Annotated in this window: 16 protein-coding genes; 15 read left to right on the top strand and 1 reads right to left on the bottom strand. The window is 65.0% G+C overall.

Annotation, left to right across the window (positions count from 1 at the left end):
• Positions 1-98: 98 nt before the first annotated feature.
• The 11 genes from AC1DCF_RS13185 to AC1DCF_RS13235 all read left to right on the top strand — a co-directional run bounded on the left by AC1DCF_RS13185 (position 99) and on the right by AC1DCF_RS13235 (position 11,810).
• The gene (locus AC1DCF_RS13185) at positions 99-1,934 is read left to right on the top strand and encodes an MFS transporter (protein ID WP_477211399.1); all 1,836 of its coding nucleotides are present in this window, start codon (positions 99-101) and stop codon (positions 1,932-1,934) included.
• Positions 1,924-2,451 carry a MarR family winged helix-turn-helix transcriptional regulator gene (locus AC1DCF_RS13190; RefSeq protein WP_477211400.1) on the top strand — a complete coding sequence of 176 codons (528 nt, stop codon included), beginning with the start codon at positions 1,924-1,926 and terminating at the stop codon, positions 2,449-2,451. The genes AC1DCF_RS13185 and AC1DCF_RS13190 overlap by 11 nt, the downstream gene beginning before the upstream one ends.
• A gap of 1 nt (position 2,452) precedes the next feature.
• The gene (locus tag AC1DCF_RS13195) at positions 2,453-3,232 is read left to right on the top strand and encodes a dienelactone hydrolase family protein (RefSeq protein ID WP_477211401.1); all 780 of its coding nucleotides are present in this window, start codon (positions 2,453-2,455) and stop codon (positions 3,230-3,232) included.
• A 99-nt stretch (positions 3,233-3,331) separates the two neighbouring features.
• Complete coding sequence (locus AC1DCF_RS13200; RefSeq protein ID WP_477211402.1) at positions 3,332-5,749, top strand: putative bifunctional diguanylate cyclase/phosphodiesterase; 2,418 nt, start codon at positions 3,332-3,334, stop codon at positions 5,747-5,749.
• A 48-nt stretch (positions 5,750-5,797) separates the two neighbouring features.
• On the top strand, positions 5,798-7,537 hold the full coding sequence (locus tag AC1DCF_RS13205) for a sensor histidine kinase (protein WP_477211403.1): 1,740 nt from the start codon (positions 5,798-5,800) through the stop codon (positions 7,535-7,537).
• A gap of 39 nt (positions 7,538-7,576) precedes the next feature.
• The gene (locus AC1DCF_RS13210) at positions 7,577-8,746 is read left to right on the top strand and encodes a GGDEF domain-containing protein (protein ID WP_477211404.1); all 1,170 of its coding nucleotides are present in this window, start codon (positions 7,577-7,579) and stop codon (positions 8,744-8,746) included.
• 173 nt (positions 8,747-8,919) lie between these two features.
• Complete coding sequence (locus AC1DCF_RS13215; protein ID WP_477211405.1) at positions 8,920-9,540, top strand: SipW-dependent-type signal peptide-containing protein; 621 nt, start codon at positions 8,920-8,922, stop codon at positions 9,538-9,540.
• 34 nt (positions 9,541-9,574) lie between these two features.
• The gene (locus AC1DCF_RS13220) at positions 9,575-10,213 is read left to right on the top strand and encodes a SipW-dependent-type signal peptide-containing protein (protein WP_441790202.1); all 639 of its coding nucleotides are present in this window, start codon (positions 9,575-9,577) and stop codon (positions 10,211-10,213) included.
• Between the two features lie 84 nt (positions 10,214-10,297).
• Positions 10,298-10,957, top strand: a complete 660-nt coding sequence (locus AC1DCF_RS13225) for a signal peptidase I (RefSeq protein WP_477211406.1) — start codon at positions 10,298-10,300, stop codon at positions 10,955-10,957.
• Positions 10,957-11,424, top strand: a complete 468-nt coding sequence (locus AC1DCF_RS13230; protein WP_477211407.1) for a hypothetical protein — start codon at positions 10,957-10,959, stop codon at positions 11,422-11,424. Before AC1DCF_RS13225 ends, AC1DCF_RS13230 begins: the two co-directional genes overlap by 1 nt.
• On the top strand, positions 11,421-11,810 hold the full coding sequence (locus tag AC1DCF_RS13235; RefSeq protein WP_477211408.1) for a hypothetical protein: 390 nt from the start codon (positions 11,421-11,423) through the stop codon (positions 11,808-11,810). The genes AC1DCF_RS13230 and AC1DCF_RS13235 overlap by 4 nt, the downstream gene beginning before the upstream one ends.
• A gap of 53 nt (positions 11,811-11,863) precedes the next feature.
• Here the strand turns inward: AC1DCF_RS13235 and AC1DCF_RS13240 are convergent, their stop codons facing one another.
• Positions 11,864-12,751: a response regulator transcription factor gene (locus AC1DCF_RS13240; protein ID WP_477211409.1), complete on the bottom strand. Its 888-nt coding sequence runs from the start codon at positions 12,749-12,751 to the stop codon at positions 11,864-11,866.
• Positions 12,752-12,849: 98 nt separating this feature from the next.
• Here AC1DCF_RS13240 and AC1DCF_RS13245 point away from each other — a divergent pair, with 98 nt between their 5' ends.
• The 4 genes from AC1DCF_RS13245 (at position 12,850) to AC1DCF_RS13260 (ending at position 16,830) form a co-directional block, all read left to right on the top strand.
• On the top strand, positions 12,850-13,302 hold the full coding sequence (locus AC1DCF_RS13245; protein WP_477211410.1) for a DUF1801 domain-containing protein: 453 nt from the start codon (positions 12,850-12,852) through the stop codon (positions 13,300-13,302).
• 137 nt (positions 13,303-13,439) lie between these two features.
• Positions 13,440-14,870: a malate:quinone oxidoreductase gene (locus tag AC1DCF_RS13250; RefSeq protein WP_441790311.1), complete on the top strand. Its 1,431-nt coding sequence runs from the start codon at positions 13,440-13,442 to the stop codon at positions 14,868-14,870.
• A gap of 91 nt (positions 14,871-14,961) precedes the next feature.
• On the top strand, positions 14,962-16,041 hold the full coding sequence (locus AC1DCF_RS13255) for an Rv2578c family radical SAM protein (protein WP_477211411.1): 1,080 nt from the start codon (positions 14,962-14,964) through the stop codon (positions 16,039-16,041).
• Positions 16,042-16,116: 75 nt separating this feature from the next.
• Entirely contained in the window at positions 16,117-16,830 is a 714-nt protein-coding gene (locus tag AC1DCF_RS13260; protein WP_477211412.1) for a thymidine kinase, read from the top strand.
• The last annotated feature ends 14 nt before the right edge of the window (positions 16,831-16,844 follow it).

The following is a 16,844-nucleotide window of genomic DNA, read 5'->3' on the forward strand; positions in this document are numbered from 1 at the left end:
GATGCGGCGAGCGAGCCCACCTTGCGCATTCGCTGAGAGTTGAAGCCGGTGACGAGCGCCCGGCGTATCGTTGCTTGACGTCAAGCAACAGTTTGGCCGTGCATCAGCTCGCTGGAGCATCCGTGTCAGAAATCACCTCGGCACCGCAACAAACGTCACCGTCGCCCGCGCCATCGCCACCCGCGCCGCCGCGCCCTGGCCTGTTCGACAACAACCATCCGCACTACCGCTGGGTCGCGCTCAGCAACACCACCCTCGGGATGCTGATGGCCACCATCAACGCGTCGATCGTGATCATCTCGCTGCCGGCCATCTTCACCGGCATTCAGCTCAACCCGCTCGAACCGGGCAACGTCAACTACCTGCTCTGGATGCTGATGGGCTACATGCTCGCCACCGCCGTGTTCGTGGTCAGTTTCGGCCGTCTCGGCGACATGTATGGTCGGGTGCGCATCTACAGTCTGGGCTTCGTGGTGTTCACGATCGCATCGATCGCCCTGGCCCTCGACCCATTCACCGGCGAGGCCGGCGCCCTCTGGCTGATTCTCTGGCGCGTGGTTCAGGGCATCGGCGGCGCGATGCTGTTCGCCAACTCGACGGCGATTTTGACGGATGCCTTTCCCGCGAACAAACGCGGGATGGCGCTCGGCATCAACCAGGTTGCCGCCATCGCCGGAAGCTTCATCGGACTCGTCGCCGGCGGTCTCCTGGCCGTGATCAGCTGGCGGGCCGTCTTCTTCGTCAGCGTTCCGATCGGAATCATCGGCACCATCTGGTCGTACACCTCATTGCGCGAGGTGGGCCGGCGCCGCGCGAGTCGCATCGACTGGCCGGGAAACCTGAGCTTCGCCCTCGGCCTGACCGTTCTGCTCGGCGGCGTGACCTACGGCATCCAGCCGTACGGTGGTCACCCGACCGGCTGGACCAACCCGTGGGTGCTCGGCGCCATTGTGGCCGGCATCCTGCTGCTCACCGCCTTCGTATTCATTGAGTTGCGCGTGAGCGAACCGATGTTCAACATGCGATTGTTCCGCATCCGCGCCTTCGCGACAGCGAACGCGGCCGGGTTGCTCGCGGCGATCGGCCGGGGCGGCCTGCAGTTCATGTTGATCATCTGGTTGCAGGGAATCTGGCTGCCGCTGCACGGCTACGGCTACGACGTGACGCCGTTCTGGGCCGGAATCTATCTGATTCCGCTGATGCTCGGATTCTTGATCGCCGGACCCATCTCGGGAGCGATTTCCGACCGGATGGGGGCCCGCACCTTGGCCTCGTCGGGTCTCGTGCTCGTCGCACTGACGTTCCTTGCTCTGCTGGTCATCCCGGTGAATTTCAGCTATTGGGAGTTCGCCGTGATCACCTTCCTGAACGGCGTCGGCTCTGGCCTCTTCAGCGCTCCGAACCGCACGGCGATCATGAACAGCGTGCCGGCCGCCGATCGCGGTGCGGCGTCGGGAATGGCCGGCGCCTTCCAGAATGCCGGTTCGTCACTGTCGATCGGGATCTTCTTCTCGCTGATGATCGCAGGACTCGCCAACAGCCTGCCTGCCGCATTGGCCACGGGTTTGACCACGCACGGGGTATCGCCGGCCGTCGCCGCCGAAGTCGCGCACACCCCGCCGGTCGGCAGTCTGTTTGCGGCGTTCCTCGGCTACAACCCCATTCAAAATCTGCTCGCGCCGACGGGGGAGCTCGCCCACCTCTCCGCTCCGAACGCAAACGCGTTGACCGGTAAAGAGTTCTTTCCGCAGCTGATCTCCGGCCCGTTCAGCGACGGGCTCGAGATCGTCTTTATCGCTGCTGCCGTGATGTCGCTGATCGGCGCCGCCTTCTCGCTCAGCCGGGGCAAGAAATATCTCTATGAAGAGGACACCGACGACGCGGAGTACACCGCTGAGCCCGTGACCGGAGAGGCGGTCGCCCATGGCGGATGACGCGGCGCCGGTACGCGACGTTCAGAACGACGTTCAGAACGACGTTCAGAACGCCGATCAGAACGACGAGGCGGGCCGGCTCGCCCTCTCGATCGGACGGCTGAACCGGAGAATGAGCACCGGCGGCGTCGGCCTGGGCCATGGGGCGCTGTCGGCGCTGTCGACCCTGGTGAAGTTCGGCCCCCAACGACTCGGCGACCTGGCCGCGCAAGAACGGGTGGCCGCCGCCACCATCACGCGCACGGTGGCAGCGCTCGAATCCGCCGGCCTCGTGCGCCGGGAGGCCGACCCGCTCGACCGGCGTTCCGTTGTCATCGAAGCGACCGAGGCGGGAACGCAGCTGGTGCTCCGTGCCCGCTCGGGGCGCGCGGAGTTGATGAGCCGACTGCTCGATTCCCTCGACCCGGAGCAACGCGGTCGTCTTACCGCCGCGCTTCCGGTGCTGGAGGCTCTCGTCGCGACAGATGTTCGGGACGCGGCGGAACCCCCGCCGAAATTCCACGAAGGAGAGCGCTGAGATGAATGGAATGATGCAGATCGGCACCGCAGACCGGACCGGCACCGGCACCGGCCAGGGCACCGTTTCGGTGTATCGGAGTGAGCCTTCAGGCGGTGTTTCGCTCGCCGGTGCGGTGATCGTGGTCCACGAGGTATGGGGTCTCGTCGAGCAGGTCACCGGCGTCGCCGATCGTCTCGCCGCGGAGGGCTACCTGGTGCTCGCGCCTGATCTGTTCGCCGTGCTGGGGCTGCCGCGCGGCGAGATCGCGGAACTGCAGAACGCGGCGTTCAACCCCGATCAGGAGGAACGAACCCGGGTGCAGCCTCGGCTCCGCGAGCTGCTGACCCCGCTCAGTTCACCGGAGCTCTCCGCCCGCTCACTCGCCCAATTGCGCTCCTGCGTCGACACGCTTCTCGCCGAGCCCGGCGTCAATGGACGCGTTGCCATCGTCGGTTTCTGTTTCGGCGGAACCCAGTGCTTCACCCTCGCCGTCCACGAGCCCCGGCTTCGCGCCGCAGTCCCGTTCTACGGGCACGCCCAGTTCACGGTGGCCGAGTTGGCGGGCATCCGCTGCCCAATTCAAGCCTTCTACGGAGAGAACGACGCTCGACTGATGAACCAGCTTCCTGAATTCCGCCGGCAGATGCAGGAGGCGGGGATCGACTTTCGGGCCGAAGTCTTTCCCGACTGCGGGCATGCCTTCTTCAATGAAACGAACCCGTTCGCGTATAACGCGGATGCGGCAACGCGGGCCTGGCAGCGGACTCTGGAGTTTCTCGCCGAGGCATTGCGCGACTGAACCGCGCACACGTGTCCGCTCACCGGCCCGCACCCAAATCGCTCTCGCGCTGTGGGCCTGTCACCACTGAATCGCCCAGGCCTCCACTACTCTGACTGCGTGAAGGAATTTCGGGGGCTGTCGGGCGTCAGACGCGTGATCGTTATTCTGATGAGCATCATTGTCGGGGTGCTGGTCGTGAACGCCACGATGGTGTTGGTCATGGGCGAGGTCGCCCGTTGGCCGATCGCGGTCGCCGGTGTGTTCTGCGCGGCCGCGCTGGAAGCCTGCCGCATCCGGCTCGGGCAGGTGCCGCATCGCAGCATGATGATCAGCCTTCCGGTGCTCGCCCTTCCCGCACTCGTGCCAGAGCTTCCGCCCCTTGCGGCAGTCGGGGTCGTCGTTCTCGGAGCCTTCCTCGTGGTGAACATGCACCGGGCGCGCCGGCTTGTCGCCCTGTACAGTGCGGCGCTGGCCGGCGCCGGCGGCGTTGTCGTGCTCGTGCTCGCCGCACTGCTCTCCGCAACCGGCTTTGCCGCCAACGGTTCACTGGCCATCGCCTGTGGCCTCTATGTGATCTTTGCGATGGTGGCCGAAACGCTGCGCGTGCGTCATTTTTCGCACCCGGGCCCCGCCTCGCGCCGACTCAACCTCTCCCCGCTTCGCATCACGGTGACGATCGTGGTCGCCGTCGCCGTCGCCCTGCTCGCCGGTCGCTGGAGCGAGTTCGGCCTCCCGCTGATGAGCGCGGGAACCGGCGAGCTGAACACGCTGATTGTGCTCCTGCTGCTTGTGGTCATCGCCACCGCCGTCAGCGTCAGCTCACTCAATCTGTCGATGCATCGTCGCTTGGTCGGTTTGATTGCGGGAACACGGGCACTGTCGACCAGCGAAGATTTCACCAAGGTCACGGCGGAGGTCCGCGGCTCGCGGGCAGTGAGCGACGCGGATGCCGCGGCGGGGGTGGCCCAGCTGCTCTGCGCAGCGGTGAACGACACCATCGGTGCCGAGTCAGTGGTGGTGCGCGCCGAAGCGCCGCGGAACGGAGAGATCGGCGCACTTGTCGCGCTGCACCGCGGCCACACCGAGTATGTCGTGGCACAGCGTGACGGCCGCGACAGCGCATTCACCACCGACGACCGCAGCGCCCTCGTCGCGCTCGCCCACACCGCCAGTGCGGTGATGACCTCCCGGTTCGACATCGGCGGTCTGACGGTGCGGGCGAACTCCGACCCGCTGACCGGGTTGCCGAACTACGGCGCATTCCACAATGCGCTGATGAACATCAATGACCACCGCGAGTACTCCGAAGCGCTGGCCGTGCTCTTTATCGACCTCGACGACTTCAAAACAATCAACGACCGGCACGGCCACTCGGCCGGTGACGAGATGCTGCGCGCCATCGGGCAGCGCCTCGGCGACGCAGTGCGGCCGCAAGACTTCGTCGCGCGCGTCGGCGGCGACGAATTCGTGGTCATCCTGACTCACCTCTCGTCGATTCAAGAGGCAAAAACCATCGCGGAGCGCATCTCGGCGGCCACCAGCAAACCGGTCAGCATCGGCGTGCACACCTTCACCCCGGTGCTCAGCATTGGGTTGGCCTACTCCGCCCACCGCGAGAGCGACATCGACGACCTCGTGCACGACGCCGACCAGGGCATGCTCATCACCAAGAAGGCTCGCCGCGCAGTAGGGCCGGGCAAAAAGAGCAGCATCTATGTTTCGAGTCACCGTTCGGCGCACCTCAACGACGTCGTCGTGCGTGCCATCGACGAGGATCGCCTCGACCTCGCATTCCAACCGATCGTCAGCCTGATCAACAACCAGATCTGGGCATTCGAGGCACTCGTGCGCTTCGCGGATCCTGAGGTCGGAACGGTGTCGCCGTCGACCCTCATCGAGGCGGCGAAAGCGCTCGGACGCATGGACGCCCTCACTCGCCAAGTCGCGACCAAGGCGATGACCGCAGCCGCCGATTTTCGAAGCGTCGAACCGAAAATCGTCTGCATGGCCATCAACATCGAGGCATCGCAGTTGCTGCCCGAACGGATGGGCGACTTTCTGGTCAACCTCGCCGCCCAGTACCCCGGAATCTCCCTCTGCCTCGAACTCAACGAGCGCTCGGTCGCCCGGGTCTCACTGGAGGTGCGTGCCGAAGCCGAGCGACTGCGCGACCTCGGCATCCTGATCGCCCTCGACGACTACGGTTCCCAAGACTCGTCCGTCGACGCACTCGTGCGGATGCCGATGGATATTCTGAAGATCGATCGCAGCCTGGTCGACGACCTCGACGACATCCGCCAACGTGAAGTTCTGATGGCCCTGCAGAGCTTCGGCGACAATCTCGAGTACTCGATGATCGTCGAGGGCGTCGAGAACCAAGCGATGGCCGATCACCTCAACGCGATTGGTGTGCGCAGCGCGCAGGGGTACCACTACGGGGTGCCGGAAAGTTCGGGCCACACCATCTCGCGACTCGAACTGTTCGGTGCGGCGGCCATCGCCCCTCGTGCGCTCGGAGCAGTTCAGAGCGTCTAATCGGCCGGTGCAGACGGGGGATGAGCGAACCGTTGCTAGGCTCAACGAATGGGGGAAACGGAGCGCCGCACTGTGCCGAACTCCATCGCGTCGAAACCAGTGACCTCACGGCCCGCTGCGTCGAAATCCGCTGCGTCGAATCCCGAGGTTTCGCTGCTCGGTCGCTCCGCGCTCGTCTCTCAGCTGCTCCTCGCGGCGTCGACGCTCCTGCTCGTTGCCATCTCCGCCGTCGTGATGCCGGAGATGCTGAGCGGCCCGCTGTTCTTCACCGCGACGGTTCTCGTTTTTGTGACCACTGCGCTGGCCGCGGCCGTGCCCTGGGGCCGGCTTCCCACCGCGGCGATCACCGTGCTCCCGGCGCTCGACATCATCGCGATCGTCATCATGCGCGAGGCCGAACCGTTGCTCGGGGCCACCTTCCTGTTGATTTTCCCGATCATCTGGCTCTCGAGCCATTTCGGGATTCGTGGGGCCATCGGCGGGGTGGTCCTCTCCTCGGTTCTGGTCTGGGGGTCCGCGTTGGTTCGGGCCGTGCCAATGAGCGAGGCGGAGGTCCCGCGCCTGGCGATCGTGCCGATCGTGCTCTCCTTTGTGGCGGTGACCATCTACGGCACGACTCGGCGTGCCGCGGCCCAGCGCGTTCTGCTCACCCAGCAGGCCGGCCTGTTCGAGGTCGCGTTGCGCGGCTCTCGTCGCCAGGAACAAACCCTGGACGAGATCTTGAACGCCGTCGATTTCGGTGTGGTCAGTTTCGACCGCACCGGGCATGCGCACCTCGTCAACCGCGCACAGCGTGAGATTCTCGAACGGTTCGAAGGGCGCAGCGACCTCGCCGTGCCGAGTGTCGTCTATCGCGAGGATCGCGTGACGGCGTACGACGATGACGACCGGCCGTATCGCCGTGCGCTCCGGGGCGAGACGATCGACCGTGTCACCGTCTGGATGGGGCATCCGGGTGGCGACCGGGCGGCCTTCCTCGTCTCGACGCGCCCACTGCGCGATCTGGCCGGCGACTTCGACGGCAGCGTGCTCGTGCTCCGTGACGTGACCGCTGAGATGCGTGCCATCCAGGCGCGCGACGACCTGGTCGCATCCGTCTCCCACGAGCTGCGCACTCCGCTGACCTCGGTGCTCGGCTATCTGGAGCTCGCTCTGGACGACGAGCGTCTTGAGCCGTCGACCCGGCATATGCTCACCGTCGCGGAGAAGAACGCCGAGCGGCTGCTCTCTCTCGTCGCAGATCTGCTCACCGCGGCCAGTGATTCACAGAACCTGCTGCTGCTCGCGCTTGAGCGGTCTGAGCTGTCGCAAATCGTCGCCGACGCCGTCGAAGCGATCCGTCCGCTGGCAGAGGAACGCGCCATCGTCATCTCGCAGTCTGACGGGGAGCCGGTCTGGATTCAGGCAGATGCGTTCCGCCTGCGCCAGGTTGTCGACAATCTGCTCTCGAACGCGGTGAAGTACAACGTGCGATCGGGCACGGTCAAGGTCGTGGTGAGCGCCGACGAGTCGGTGGCTGAGCTGCGCGTCACCGACACGGGTCTGGGCATGAGCGCGGCCGAGCAGACGCGCCTCTTCGAACGTTTTTATCGTGCCGATTCGGTGCGCGGCTCCGCCGTGCACGGAACCGGCCTCGGTCTGAGCCTCAGCCGTGACATCATGCGTCAACACGGCGGCGAGCTGCAACTTCGCTCGGAGCCGGCGGTCGGCACGACGGCGGTGGCGACGGTGCCTCTGGCGTCGAATGCCGCTCACGAGCAGGCGCAAGCGACGGTGGAACACGCATGATGATGCCGATGGATTCCTCAACACTTTTCCGGAGTTTCGATGCCACTTGACTCGCTGACCCTCCTCGCGGTCAGCGGGGTCATTGCGGTTTTGTGCGGTATGTCCTTCGTGCTGAATACCGCCTTTGGTCGTAATGACGCCACCGGACGAATGTGGAGCGTCGGATTCATCGCCGCCATTCTCGGCGGGATCAGCCTCACCATCTATGCGATGAGCCCCTCGACCTGGTTCGCCCTGATCGTCGGCAACGGCGCACTTCCGCTCGCCCTGGGCGCCATGTGGTCTGGCGCACGCTTGTACAACGGAAAAACCTCCCGCTTCGTCGTTGTGGGCATTGTCGCGGCGTTCGTCGCCGGCGCGGTGATCGTGCGGGGTCCGGATGCCGGTGGCTGGGCCGGTGCCGTCGAGTTCAATCTCGGCGTCGCAGCGCTCGCCCTCTGCGCGGCGGTGGAGATGTTCAGCCGTCGTCTGAAACGCAATGTCAACGCCCGGATCGCATCGGTGGTCTTTTGGCTGGTCGGTTGCTTCTATGCCGCCCGGTCGGTCGCGCTGGTGGTCGACGGCCACGACGGCACGTTCTTCACCACGGTGTTCGGAACCTCCACCGTCACTTTCGTCAACACGCTGCTGCTGGTGACCCTGTCGATCGCCCTGTCGACGTTGCGGGCAGAGCGTGCCGCGGGAGCGGTCGGTGACTTCACCACCGGCATCCACTCTGCGGCAGGAGTGCTGTCGGCCGCAGCATTCGCCCAAGCCGCCGCCGATCATCTCGATCGTGCCGAGTATGCCCCAGGAGGGGCCGTGCCGCTCGCCCTGATTGCTGCGGATATCGACAACCTCCCCGAATTCAACATCGCGTTCGGTCGCGCAGCCGGCGACCAGGCGATCGCTCGATTCGCCTCGACGTTGCGGAGCACCGCACCGGTGATGTCGGTCGTCGGGCACCCGGCGGCCGGACGTTTCCTGATCCTGGCCGAGGTGGCCAACCACACCGAAGCACGGGCACTCGCCGCCCGGCTGCAGAGCTCACTCGTCGACACTCCGCTCGAACACGACGGTCAGATTCGGTTTACCGCCAGTTTCAGCGTTGCGCTCACGGGCGACTACGGCCACGATCTCGGCACGCTCACGACCGCCGTCACCGACACCCTCGAGGCAGTGAAAACTGCGGGCGGCAACGACATTGTGGTTGCGACCACCGTGCACTGACCCCGTCACGACCGACTTCGCGACAATCCTGCGCTAAAACTGCAGAAAGCCTGGGGCACCCGTGTGTCTTCGCTCGCGGAACCCTGCACTTCACACGTGATCCTGTTTATGAGACGGGGCGACGGATGCCGACAGTCTCGACAACTCGCAGACATCAGCACAAAGGGGTCCCAGTGAAGAAATCAACTCGCACATTCGGAGTCAAGGCTCGCGCCATCCTCGCCGGAAGCCTCGTGCTCGGCGTCGGAGCAGCAGTCACGCTCGCATCGTGGAACGACTCGGAGTTTGCCTTCGGTGCGTTCACCGGTGGAAAGTTCAACGTCCAGAGCAGCGCCAATGGAACCACATGGACCGACGCCACGTCGTCGAGCCCCGCGGCCCTGACTTTCAAGGTCGGCCCTGGCACCCTCTCGCCGAACACCACGGTGTACGCTCCGTTCGCCGTGAAGCTGGCGACCGGCACCACGAACGTGTCCGATGTGACGATCAAGTCCACCTCTGCCGCTCCCATCGCCCCGGGCGTTGACGCCAGCAGCCACCTGACCTACAAGATCCTGAAGACCGCGGCCTGGGGCTGCGATGCCGCTACGACCGGCACCACCGTTGGAGCGGCGAACACCGCCGTCAGTGCAAGCACTCTCGCCAACGCTTTCTCGCTCAACGACGCAGCCACCACGGCCTACCTGTGCGTCGCCGTGACCGCAGACAGCACCCTGGCGCAGAGCAGCACAAGCACCGTCACGTGGGAGTTCGCCGGCGTCTCCAACGCAGCACTCGCCACCCCGGCGCTCTAACCAACCGGCACTCCAACCAGAAAGCACTGCTGTCATGTCTCGTCATTCACACCCCCGAGTTCGCGAAAGTAGCCGATTCACCCGGCTCCGCGCGATCCTGGCGGGCGCGCTGGTTCTCGGAGTGGGCGCCAGCGTCACTCTGGCCTCGTGGAACGACAGCGAGACGGCGACAGCGTCGCTCACGGCCGGGCGCTTCGACGTCGTTGGCAGCATCGACGGCGGAGCGTTCGGCCATCACGCGGCAACTAGTGCCGCAGCACTCAATTTTCCGGTTCCGCTGTCGGGGATGGCCCCCGGAACGACGACCTACGCCCTGTTTTCAGTGAAGACCGCGAACCCGAGCGTGGCCGGAACAGTGGCAGTGGCCGCGGCGTCGACGAACACCACCAGCGGAACCGGACTGGGCGCCTACCTCACGTACGGCGTGAAGACCATCGCCAGTGGCGCAACCGGCGCCTGCACCGCAGCCTCGTTTGCCGCCGGAACCACCGTCGTTGCGCCGGGTTCGGCGCTGACCGCGAGCCAGGCCGCTGGCGTCACCCTTCCGGTCAGTGCCAATGGCGCCGACCAGATCAACTACTGCCTCGCCGTGACGATGCCGAACAGCGTCGACAATGCGGCGCAGGGCAAGACATCGGCGCCGAGCTGGAGCTTCAGCGCCGTGTCGAGCTAATCGGCCGGCATCACGCACGACGCAGCATCCGCACCATTGCCACCTGAGACGCACCACCGCCACACCGACAGAAGGGGAGACACGATGACCGCCACCCATACCCGGCGCATTCGCCACAGCCTGGCCGAAATCGGTTTGAACCTCGCTGCCCTCGGCGGTCTGGTGGCGCTCACGCTGGTCGCCCTCGCATTCTTCTTCAACATCTCGCTGATCATGTTCAAAACCGGTTCGATGAGTCCCGCCATCCCGACCGGCTCTCTGTCGCTCGTGCGGGAGATCTCCGCTTCTGAGATCAAGGTCGGCGACGTGGTTACCGTCGATCGCGAGGGCAAGCTGCCGGTCACCCACCGCGTCACCACCGAGACACCGGTCGCTGCCGATGGCACGCGCTCGATCACCCTCAAGGGCGACGCGAACGAGTTGGAAGATCCGGCGCCGTACACCGTCTCGACGGTGCGCATCGTGCTCTGGTCGGCTCCGGGCCTCGCCAGCGTCGTCGTGTGGCTCAGCAACCCGCTCGTGCTCGGTTCGATCACGCTCGGCGCAACGGCTCTCGTGGTCTGGGCATTCTGGCCGCGTCGGGTTGAGGACGATGCGAATGAGGAGGTCGGGAGTTCTGCCGGTGCCGTCGGCCCGGTCGCCCCAGCCCTCGTTTCGACCACCACCTCGACCACCGTTTCGACCACCGGCTCGTTGGGCTCTCCGAGGCACCGAAGCCACCGCCATTCGAAGGTGGCTGTCTGATGCGCCTCCTCATCGGTGCAACTCTGACGGCCCTCGCCATCGTGCTCGGGGCCGCCGTTGTTCCCATCACCCCCACTCTCGCGTCGTTCACCGACTCCGAGATAGCCGTGGCCAGCCCGTCGATCACGGCCGGCACGCTCGGCTCCGCCACGATTTCCGGTTGCGCGGTCGACGGACCCCAGCTCACACTGGCCTGGACGACAGCGCCGGGAACCATCGCCGGTGATGGCTACTTAGTCAGGTTCGTCGGAGTGCTGGCCGGCGGGGTCGTTGACTTCCCCGTCGCCTCCGGGGCTCAGACGACACGGATCTCGGTCAACAGCGGCCAGTTTCAAAACAACAGTGACTATCGCGTCAGCGTGCTGACGCAGCTGTCCTCCGCGCCCGGCTGGACCTCCACCGAAGGCACCACCGTCATGTTTCGCAAGGGCTCGAACGGCGCCGGCAACCCGAACACATGCAGATGACAGCTGAACGAAATTCGACCTGGCCGGCGTCGGACTATCTCGACGGCAGCGTGCTGCGCGCACTTCTCGACGATCTCGGCGGCGACATCTTCAGCCTGACCGGTTTCATCACTGATTTCGTCAGCCTCTGGGATACCCGAGCCCAGAGGTTGACGGATGCGCTCGCCGCCCAGTCGGTCGACGCGGCGCATGTCGTCTTGCTCAGCATCCGTTCGTCGGCTCACATGATCGGCGCGGTCGCACTCGAGGCGTCGACGACGACAATGCTTGATGCGCTTCATCACTCGGGCATTGCTGCGTGTGCGGGGTCGATCGGCTCGCTCATGGCCGACGGCCAGGGCAGCTGCCGGGCGCTCGTCGCGGTGCTCGACGTCAACCCCGCCTGACGCGCACGCATTGTCGTCACCGCGCGCGTTGAAAACCGCGGCGCGCGATGAATTCAACCCGCGAGGTGGTTTTCAACCCGCGCGGCGCTCAGACGATAGCCGACCCCGCGCACCGTTTCGATGAAGCGGGGAGACTGCGCATTGTCGCCGAGCTTCCGGCGCAGATTCGTCAAGTGCACCTCGACGGCACGCTTGTCGGTTTCGCTCACGAAGTCGCTGGTCAGGTAGGCGTCGCCACGCAGCAGCAGCGCGAGCTCCTGTTTGTTGCGCACGCGTCGGCCCGAATCGAGCAGAGCCGCGAGAAGCTCGAACTCGCTGCGGGTCAGATCGACCTCGATATCGTCAAGCGTGACGATGCGGCTTGAGAAGTTGAGCTGAAGCCCGTTGTGTCGCAACCATTCGGCATCCAGGTGGTCGGACGGGGTGGTCACGGATGCCCTGCCCGGCTCGGTCGCACCGCCGAGGTCGACCGGGGTGCCGGCTTCGCTCACGGTCGTGGCCACGGCGACGGGGGAGACCGATGCGGTGGGTGTGGTGCCTTCCGGTGCGACCGTTCCGTGCGTACGCGGGCGCCGCAGCATCGCCTCGATCCGGGCCCGCAACTCGCGAGGCCGAAACGGCTTTGTCACGTAGTCGTCGGCGCCTGAATCGAGCCCTTGCAGCAGATCGATCTCTTCGTTGCGAGCGGTGAGCATCACCAGATAGGTCGAGCTGAACGCCCGGATTCGTTTGGCGACCTCGAAGCCGTCGATTCCCGGCATGCTCACGTCGAGCGTGGTGACGAGGGGGCTGTGCTCACGCACGGCGGCGATGCCGTCGAGTCCGTTTGACGTCGCAACGACCTCGAACCCGGCCTGTTCGAGCACGGTCTCGAGCAGATGACGGATGTCGGTGTCATCTTCGATAATTACTGCAACACGTCGTTCCGCCATGGTGTCCATCGGCCTCATCGTACCAACGCGCGGGCGGCGCGCCTGGAGATCCTGGCGTTGAGTGTCGGGCTGTGTCGCCGGGCGGCGCCATCCGTTAGCCTGGCGGAATGAGCCTGCCACCTGTGCCCCCGGAGGTTGAAGAATACTTCGCCGCGCTCGACGAGAAACGCCGCGAGGTGATACTCCCGGTCTTCACCGTGGTGCGTGAATCGATGCCGGACGGCTACGAGTTGGTGATGGGCTGGGGAATGCCGGGCTGGGTGATCCCGCTGTCGACCTACCCCGACACCTATAACAAGCAGCCGCTTGCCTATGCCGGACTCGCCGCTCAGAAACAGTACAACTCGCTCTACCTGACCGGGCTCTATAGCAATCCAGAACTGGATGCGGCGTTCCGCGCGGAGTGGGCGGCGACCGGGCGCACGCTGAACATGGGAAAGAGCTGCCTGCGATTCAAGAAACTCGAAGACGTTGACCTGGACATCATCGCGCGAGCCATCGCGGCAATTCCGGTCGAGCGCTTTCTTGCCACATACGAGCGAATCAAACCGCGCAGCTGACTCGCGCCGCCCAGCTGCACAGCGGACTGACAGCCCTGACCCCCGTCGGGAGGACGGAGCCCCGGTTTCGCCAGGTTAGACTCGAAGGTGTGAATTCTGAGGCTCCCATCGACGTCGTACTCATTGGTGGCGGGATCATGAGTGCAACTCTCGGCACTTTGATCAAGCAGCTACAACCCGACTGGAGCATCCAGGTCTATGAGCGTCTCGGCGACGTCGCCGAAGAGAGCTCGAATCCCTGGAACAACGCCGGTACCGGTCACGCTGCACTCTGCGAGCTCAACTACATGCCCGCGGCGGCCGACGGATCCGTCACCGCCGACAAGGCCGTGAGCATCAACGAGCAGTTCCAGATCAGCCGTCAGCTCTGGGCCCACCTCGTCACAACCGGTGTGCTGCCCGAGCCCGAGAAATTCATCAACCCGACCCCGCACATGACATTCGTGCACGGCAAGGCCAACGTCGCTTACCTCAAGAAGCGTTTCGAGGTGCTGAAAGACCAGCCCCTGTTCGCTGGTATGGAGTACAGCGACGACCCCGCCGTGATCGGCGAGTGGACCCCGCTGCTCACCAAGAAGCGCAACCCGCGTCAGAAGATCGCCGCGACCCGCAGCGACATGGGCACCGACGTCGATTTCGGCGCCCTCACCAAGTTTTACCTCGACGACCTGGTCAAGCAGGGTGCCGGCGTGCACCGGAACACCCAGGTCACCAACCTGACCAAGCGTGAGGATGGCACCTGGAACGTTAAATTGCTGCGCTTGGTCGGTCAGACCCGCAGTGAGGTCAACGCCCGATTCGTCTTCGTCGGTGCCGGCGGCGGCGCCCTCGCCCTGCTGCAGCACAGCGGGATTCCCGAGGCCAAGGGCTTCGGTGGGTTCCCGATCAGCGGCCAGTTCTTGAAGACAAGCAACCCGAAGATCGTCGCCCAGCACCAGGCAAAGGTCTACGGCAAGGCAGCGGTCGGTGCTCCGCCGATGTCGGTTCCGCACCTCGACACCCGCGTCGTCGACGGCGAGACGTCGCTCCTGTTCGGCCCGTACGCCGGTTTTACACCCAAGTTCTTGAAGAGCAGCACCTGGTTCGATCTGCCGTTCTCGATTCGCGCGCACAACATCGTGCCGATGCTCGCCGTGGGCATGAGCAACTTCGACCTGGTCAAGTACCTGGTTGGTGAATTGCTTGCCTCGCGCACCAAGAAGATGAAGGCGCTGCAGGAGTTCATGCCGACCGCGAAGTCGGAAGACTGGGAGCTCATCACTGCCGGCCAGCGCGTGCAGGTCATGAAGAAAGACGAGAAGAAGGGTGGCGTCTTGCAGTTCGGCACCGAGGTCATCACCTCGGCCGACGGCAGCATCGCCGGCCTGCTCGGCGCATCGCCCGGAGCCTCGACCGCAGCCCCGATCATGGTCGACCTGCTTGCGCGTTGCTTCCCCCGGGAGTACGTCGCCTGGGAATCGAAGCTCCGCACGATGATCCCGAGCCTCGGCACCAAGCTCTCCGACAACCCCGAGGCCGCCGCCACGTCGCTGGCCGCGACCGCGAAGGCCCTGCACCTTCCCGCCTAAGGTTGCTGCAGCATCCTGAATCACTCGTCGTGACGACGAGGCGTTCGGCGCGCCCATTGCTTAAGTATCGAACATGTGTTCGAATTGGTCTATGCGGTGGAGCGGACAAGAATTACAGACGGAACAGACGGGAACCCTGCCGGGGCTTGCCCGCCTGAACAATCTCGTTCGGAGCGTCACGACTCCCGAATTCGCGGGGATCACTTTCCATGAAGTGCTGGCGAAGTCGGCGCTCAATCGTGTTCCCGGCCAGAGCGCGATGCCATTCGACTGGACGATCAACCCGTATCGCGGATGCAGCCACGCCTGCACGTATTGCTTCGCCCGCCCGACGCACACCTATCTCGACCTCGACGCCGGCAAGGATTTCGACAGCGAGATCATCGTCAAGGTCAACGTGGCCGAGGTGCTGCACAAGGAGTTGGCCAAGCCGATGTGGGCGCGGGAGACCGTTGCCCTCGGTTCCAACACCGACCCATACCAGCGGGCGGAGGGCCGGTACCGGCTGATGCCGGGCATCATTGCCGAGCTCGCCTCGAGCGGAACCCCGCTCTCGATCCTCACCAAAGGCACCCTGCTGCGCCGCGATCTCGCGCTTCTCGCCGAAGCGGCCGAACATGTCCCGGTCGACATCGCCCTCTCGATAGCGATCTATGACGATGAGTTGCAGCAGGCCGTTGAGCCGGGCACCCCGTCGACGGCGGCACGTCTGGCGACGGTGACTGCGGTGCGTGAGCACGGTCTCGACTGTGCTGTCTTCCTCATGCCGATCCTTCCCTTCTTGACCGACACCACTGCGCATCTCGATGAGGCTCTCCGGCGAGCACGAGCCGCCGGCGCGACGAGTGTGCTCTACACCGCCTTGCATCTGCGGCCGGGAGTGAAGGAGTGGTACCTGGGTTGGCTGGCTCGCGACTACCCCGAGTTGCTTCCGCGCTACCGCGAGCTCTACCGAGGCGCCTACGCGCCGAAGGAGTACCGGAGTTGGTTGGCGGCGCGCATCAAGCCGCTCATCCGGGCGCACGGGCTGGAGCGGGTGCAGCACGGGCCGGGGGATTCGACTGTGCGCGAGAGCGTGCTCGGGCGATTGCGTCACGCAGACGGTGAACGGCCACCGCGTTCGCTCATCGCAGAGGAGCTTCCGCCGGAACTTGCCCCCACCTTGTTTTGACTCCGATCGGGCAGGGTGGGTTGGTACGCTCAATACTTACCAGCGATCACACACCGAGAACGGATCCGCCCAGTCATGGCCAAGTTGTACTTTCGTTATGGGGCCATGAACAGTGGCAAGAGCACCTCGATGCTGCAGGCCGCCTACAACTACGAGGAACGCGGGCACCAGGTGCTGCTCGCGAAGCCGGCCATCGACACCCGCGGTGACATCGGAATCCTGTCCCGGCTCGGCGTGACCCGCGCCGTCGACTTCTTGATCGCGCCCGAAACGGATGTCTACGCTCTGTTTCAGGAACGGCGCGCGCTCACCCGGGAGAACACCGGCCGCGACGTCAGCGCACTGCTGCTCGACGAAGCGCAATTTCTCAGTGAGACCCAGGTCGATGACCTGCTGCGGATCGCGATTCTCGAGGGGGTTCCGGTGCTCGCCTACGGAATCCGCACCGACTTTCAGACCGTCGCCTTTCCGGGCAGTCGTCGCCTGCTCGAGATCGCGCACAGCCTCGAAGAACTGAAGACCATCTGTCGCTGCGGCAAGAAGGCCGTTTTCAACGGGCGCAAGATCGACGGTGTCTTCGTCTTCGACGGCGATCAAGTGGCCATCGACGGTGTTGAGGTGACCTACGAATCCCTCTGCGGATCGTGCTACCTCGACGAAAGCGGCGGGGTGCTCAACAACCGCCGCCGCGGTGGGGAGAAGGGGCGCCCTGCTGGAGAACGTGACAATGTCAACGTGCCCTGGAGCGCCCCCACTCGTCCCCCCGGTAGTTCCCCCATCACACCGTAGGCATCCCCAGAATT

The organism is Leifsonia sp. 10L418 (assembly GCF_056395445.1).

Bases quoted from the DNA above. Each gene is read 5' to 3' on its own strand.
- AC1DCF_RS13225 (WP_477211406.1), top strand. From the start codon at position 10,298: ATGACCGCCACCCATACCCGGCGCATTCGCCACAGCCTGGCCGAAATC.
- AC1DCF_RS13245 (WP_477211410.1), top strand. From the start codon at position 12,850: ATGAGCCTGCCACCTGTGCCCCCGGAGGTTGAAGAATACTTCGCCGCG.
- AC1DCF_RS13210 (WP_477211404.1), top strand. From the start codon at position 7,577: ATGCCACTTGACTCGCTGACCCTCCTCGCGGTCAGCGGGGTCATTGCG.
- AC1DCF_RS13260 (WP_477211412.1), top strand. From the start codon at position 16,117: ATGGCCAAGTTGTACTTTCGTTATGGGGCCATGAACAGTGGCAAGAGC.
- AC1DCF_RS13190 (WP_477211400.1), top strand. From the start codon at position 1,924: ATGGCGGATGACGCGGCGCCGGTACGCGACGTTCAGAACGACGTTCAG.
- AC1DCF_RS13220 (WP_441790202.1), top strand. From the start codon at position 9,575: ATGTCTCGTCATTCACACCCCCGAGTTCGCGAAAGTAGCCGATTCACC.
- AC1DCF_RS13230 (WP_477211407.1), top strand. From the start codon at position 10,957: ATGCGCCTCCTCATCGGTGCAACTCTGACGGCCCTCGCCATCGTGCTC.
- AC1DCF_RS13195 (WP_477211401.1), top strand. From the start codon at position 2,453: ATGAATGGAATGATGCAGATCGGCACCGCAGACCGGACCGGCACCGGC.
- AC1DCF_RS13255 (WP_477211411.1), top strand. From the start codon at position 14,962: ATGCGGTGGAGCGGACAAGAATTACAGACGGAACAGACGGGAACCCTG.
- AC1DCF_RS13205 (WP_477211403.1), top strand. From the start codon at position 5,798: ATGGGGGAAACGGAGCGCCGCACTGTGCCGAACTCCATCGCGTCGAAA.
- AC1DCF_RS13235 (WP_477211408.1), top strand. From the start codon at position 11,421: ATGACAGCTGAACGAAATTCGACCTGGCCGGCGTCGGACTATCTCGAC.
- AC1DCF_RS13240 (WP_477211409.1), bottom strand. From the start codon at position 12,751: ATGGACACCATGGCGGAACGACGTGTTGCAGTAATTATCGAAGATGAC.
- AC1DCF_RS13250 (WP_441790311.1), top strand. From the start codon at position 13,440: ATGAGTGCAACTCTCGGCACTTTGATCAAGCAGCTACAACCCGACTGG.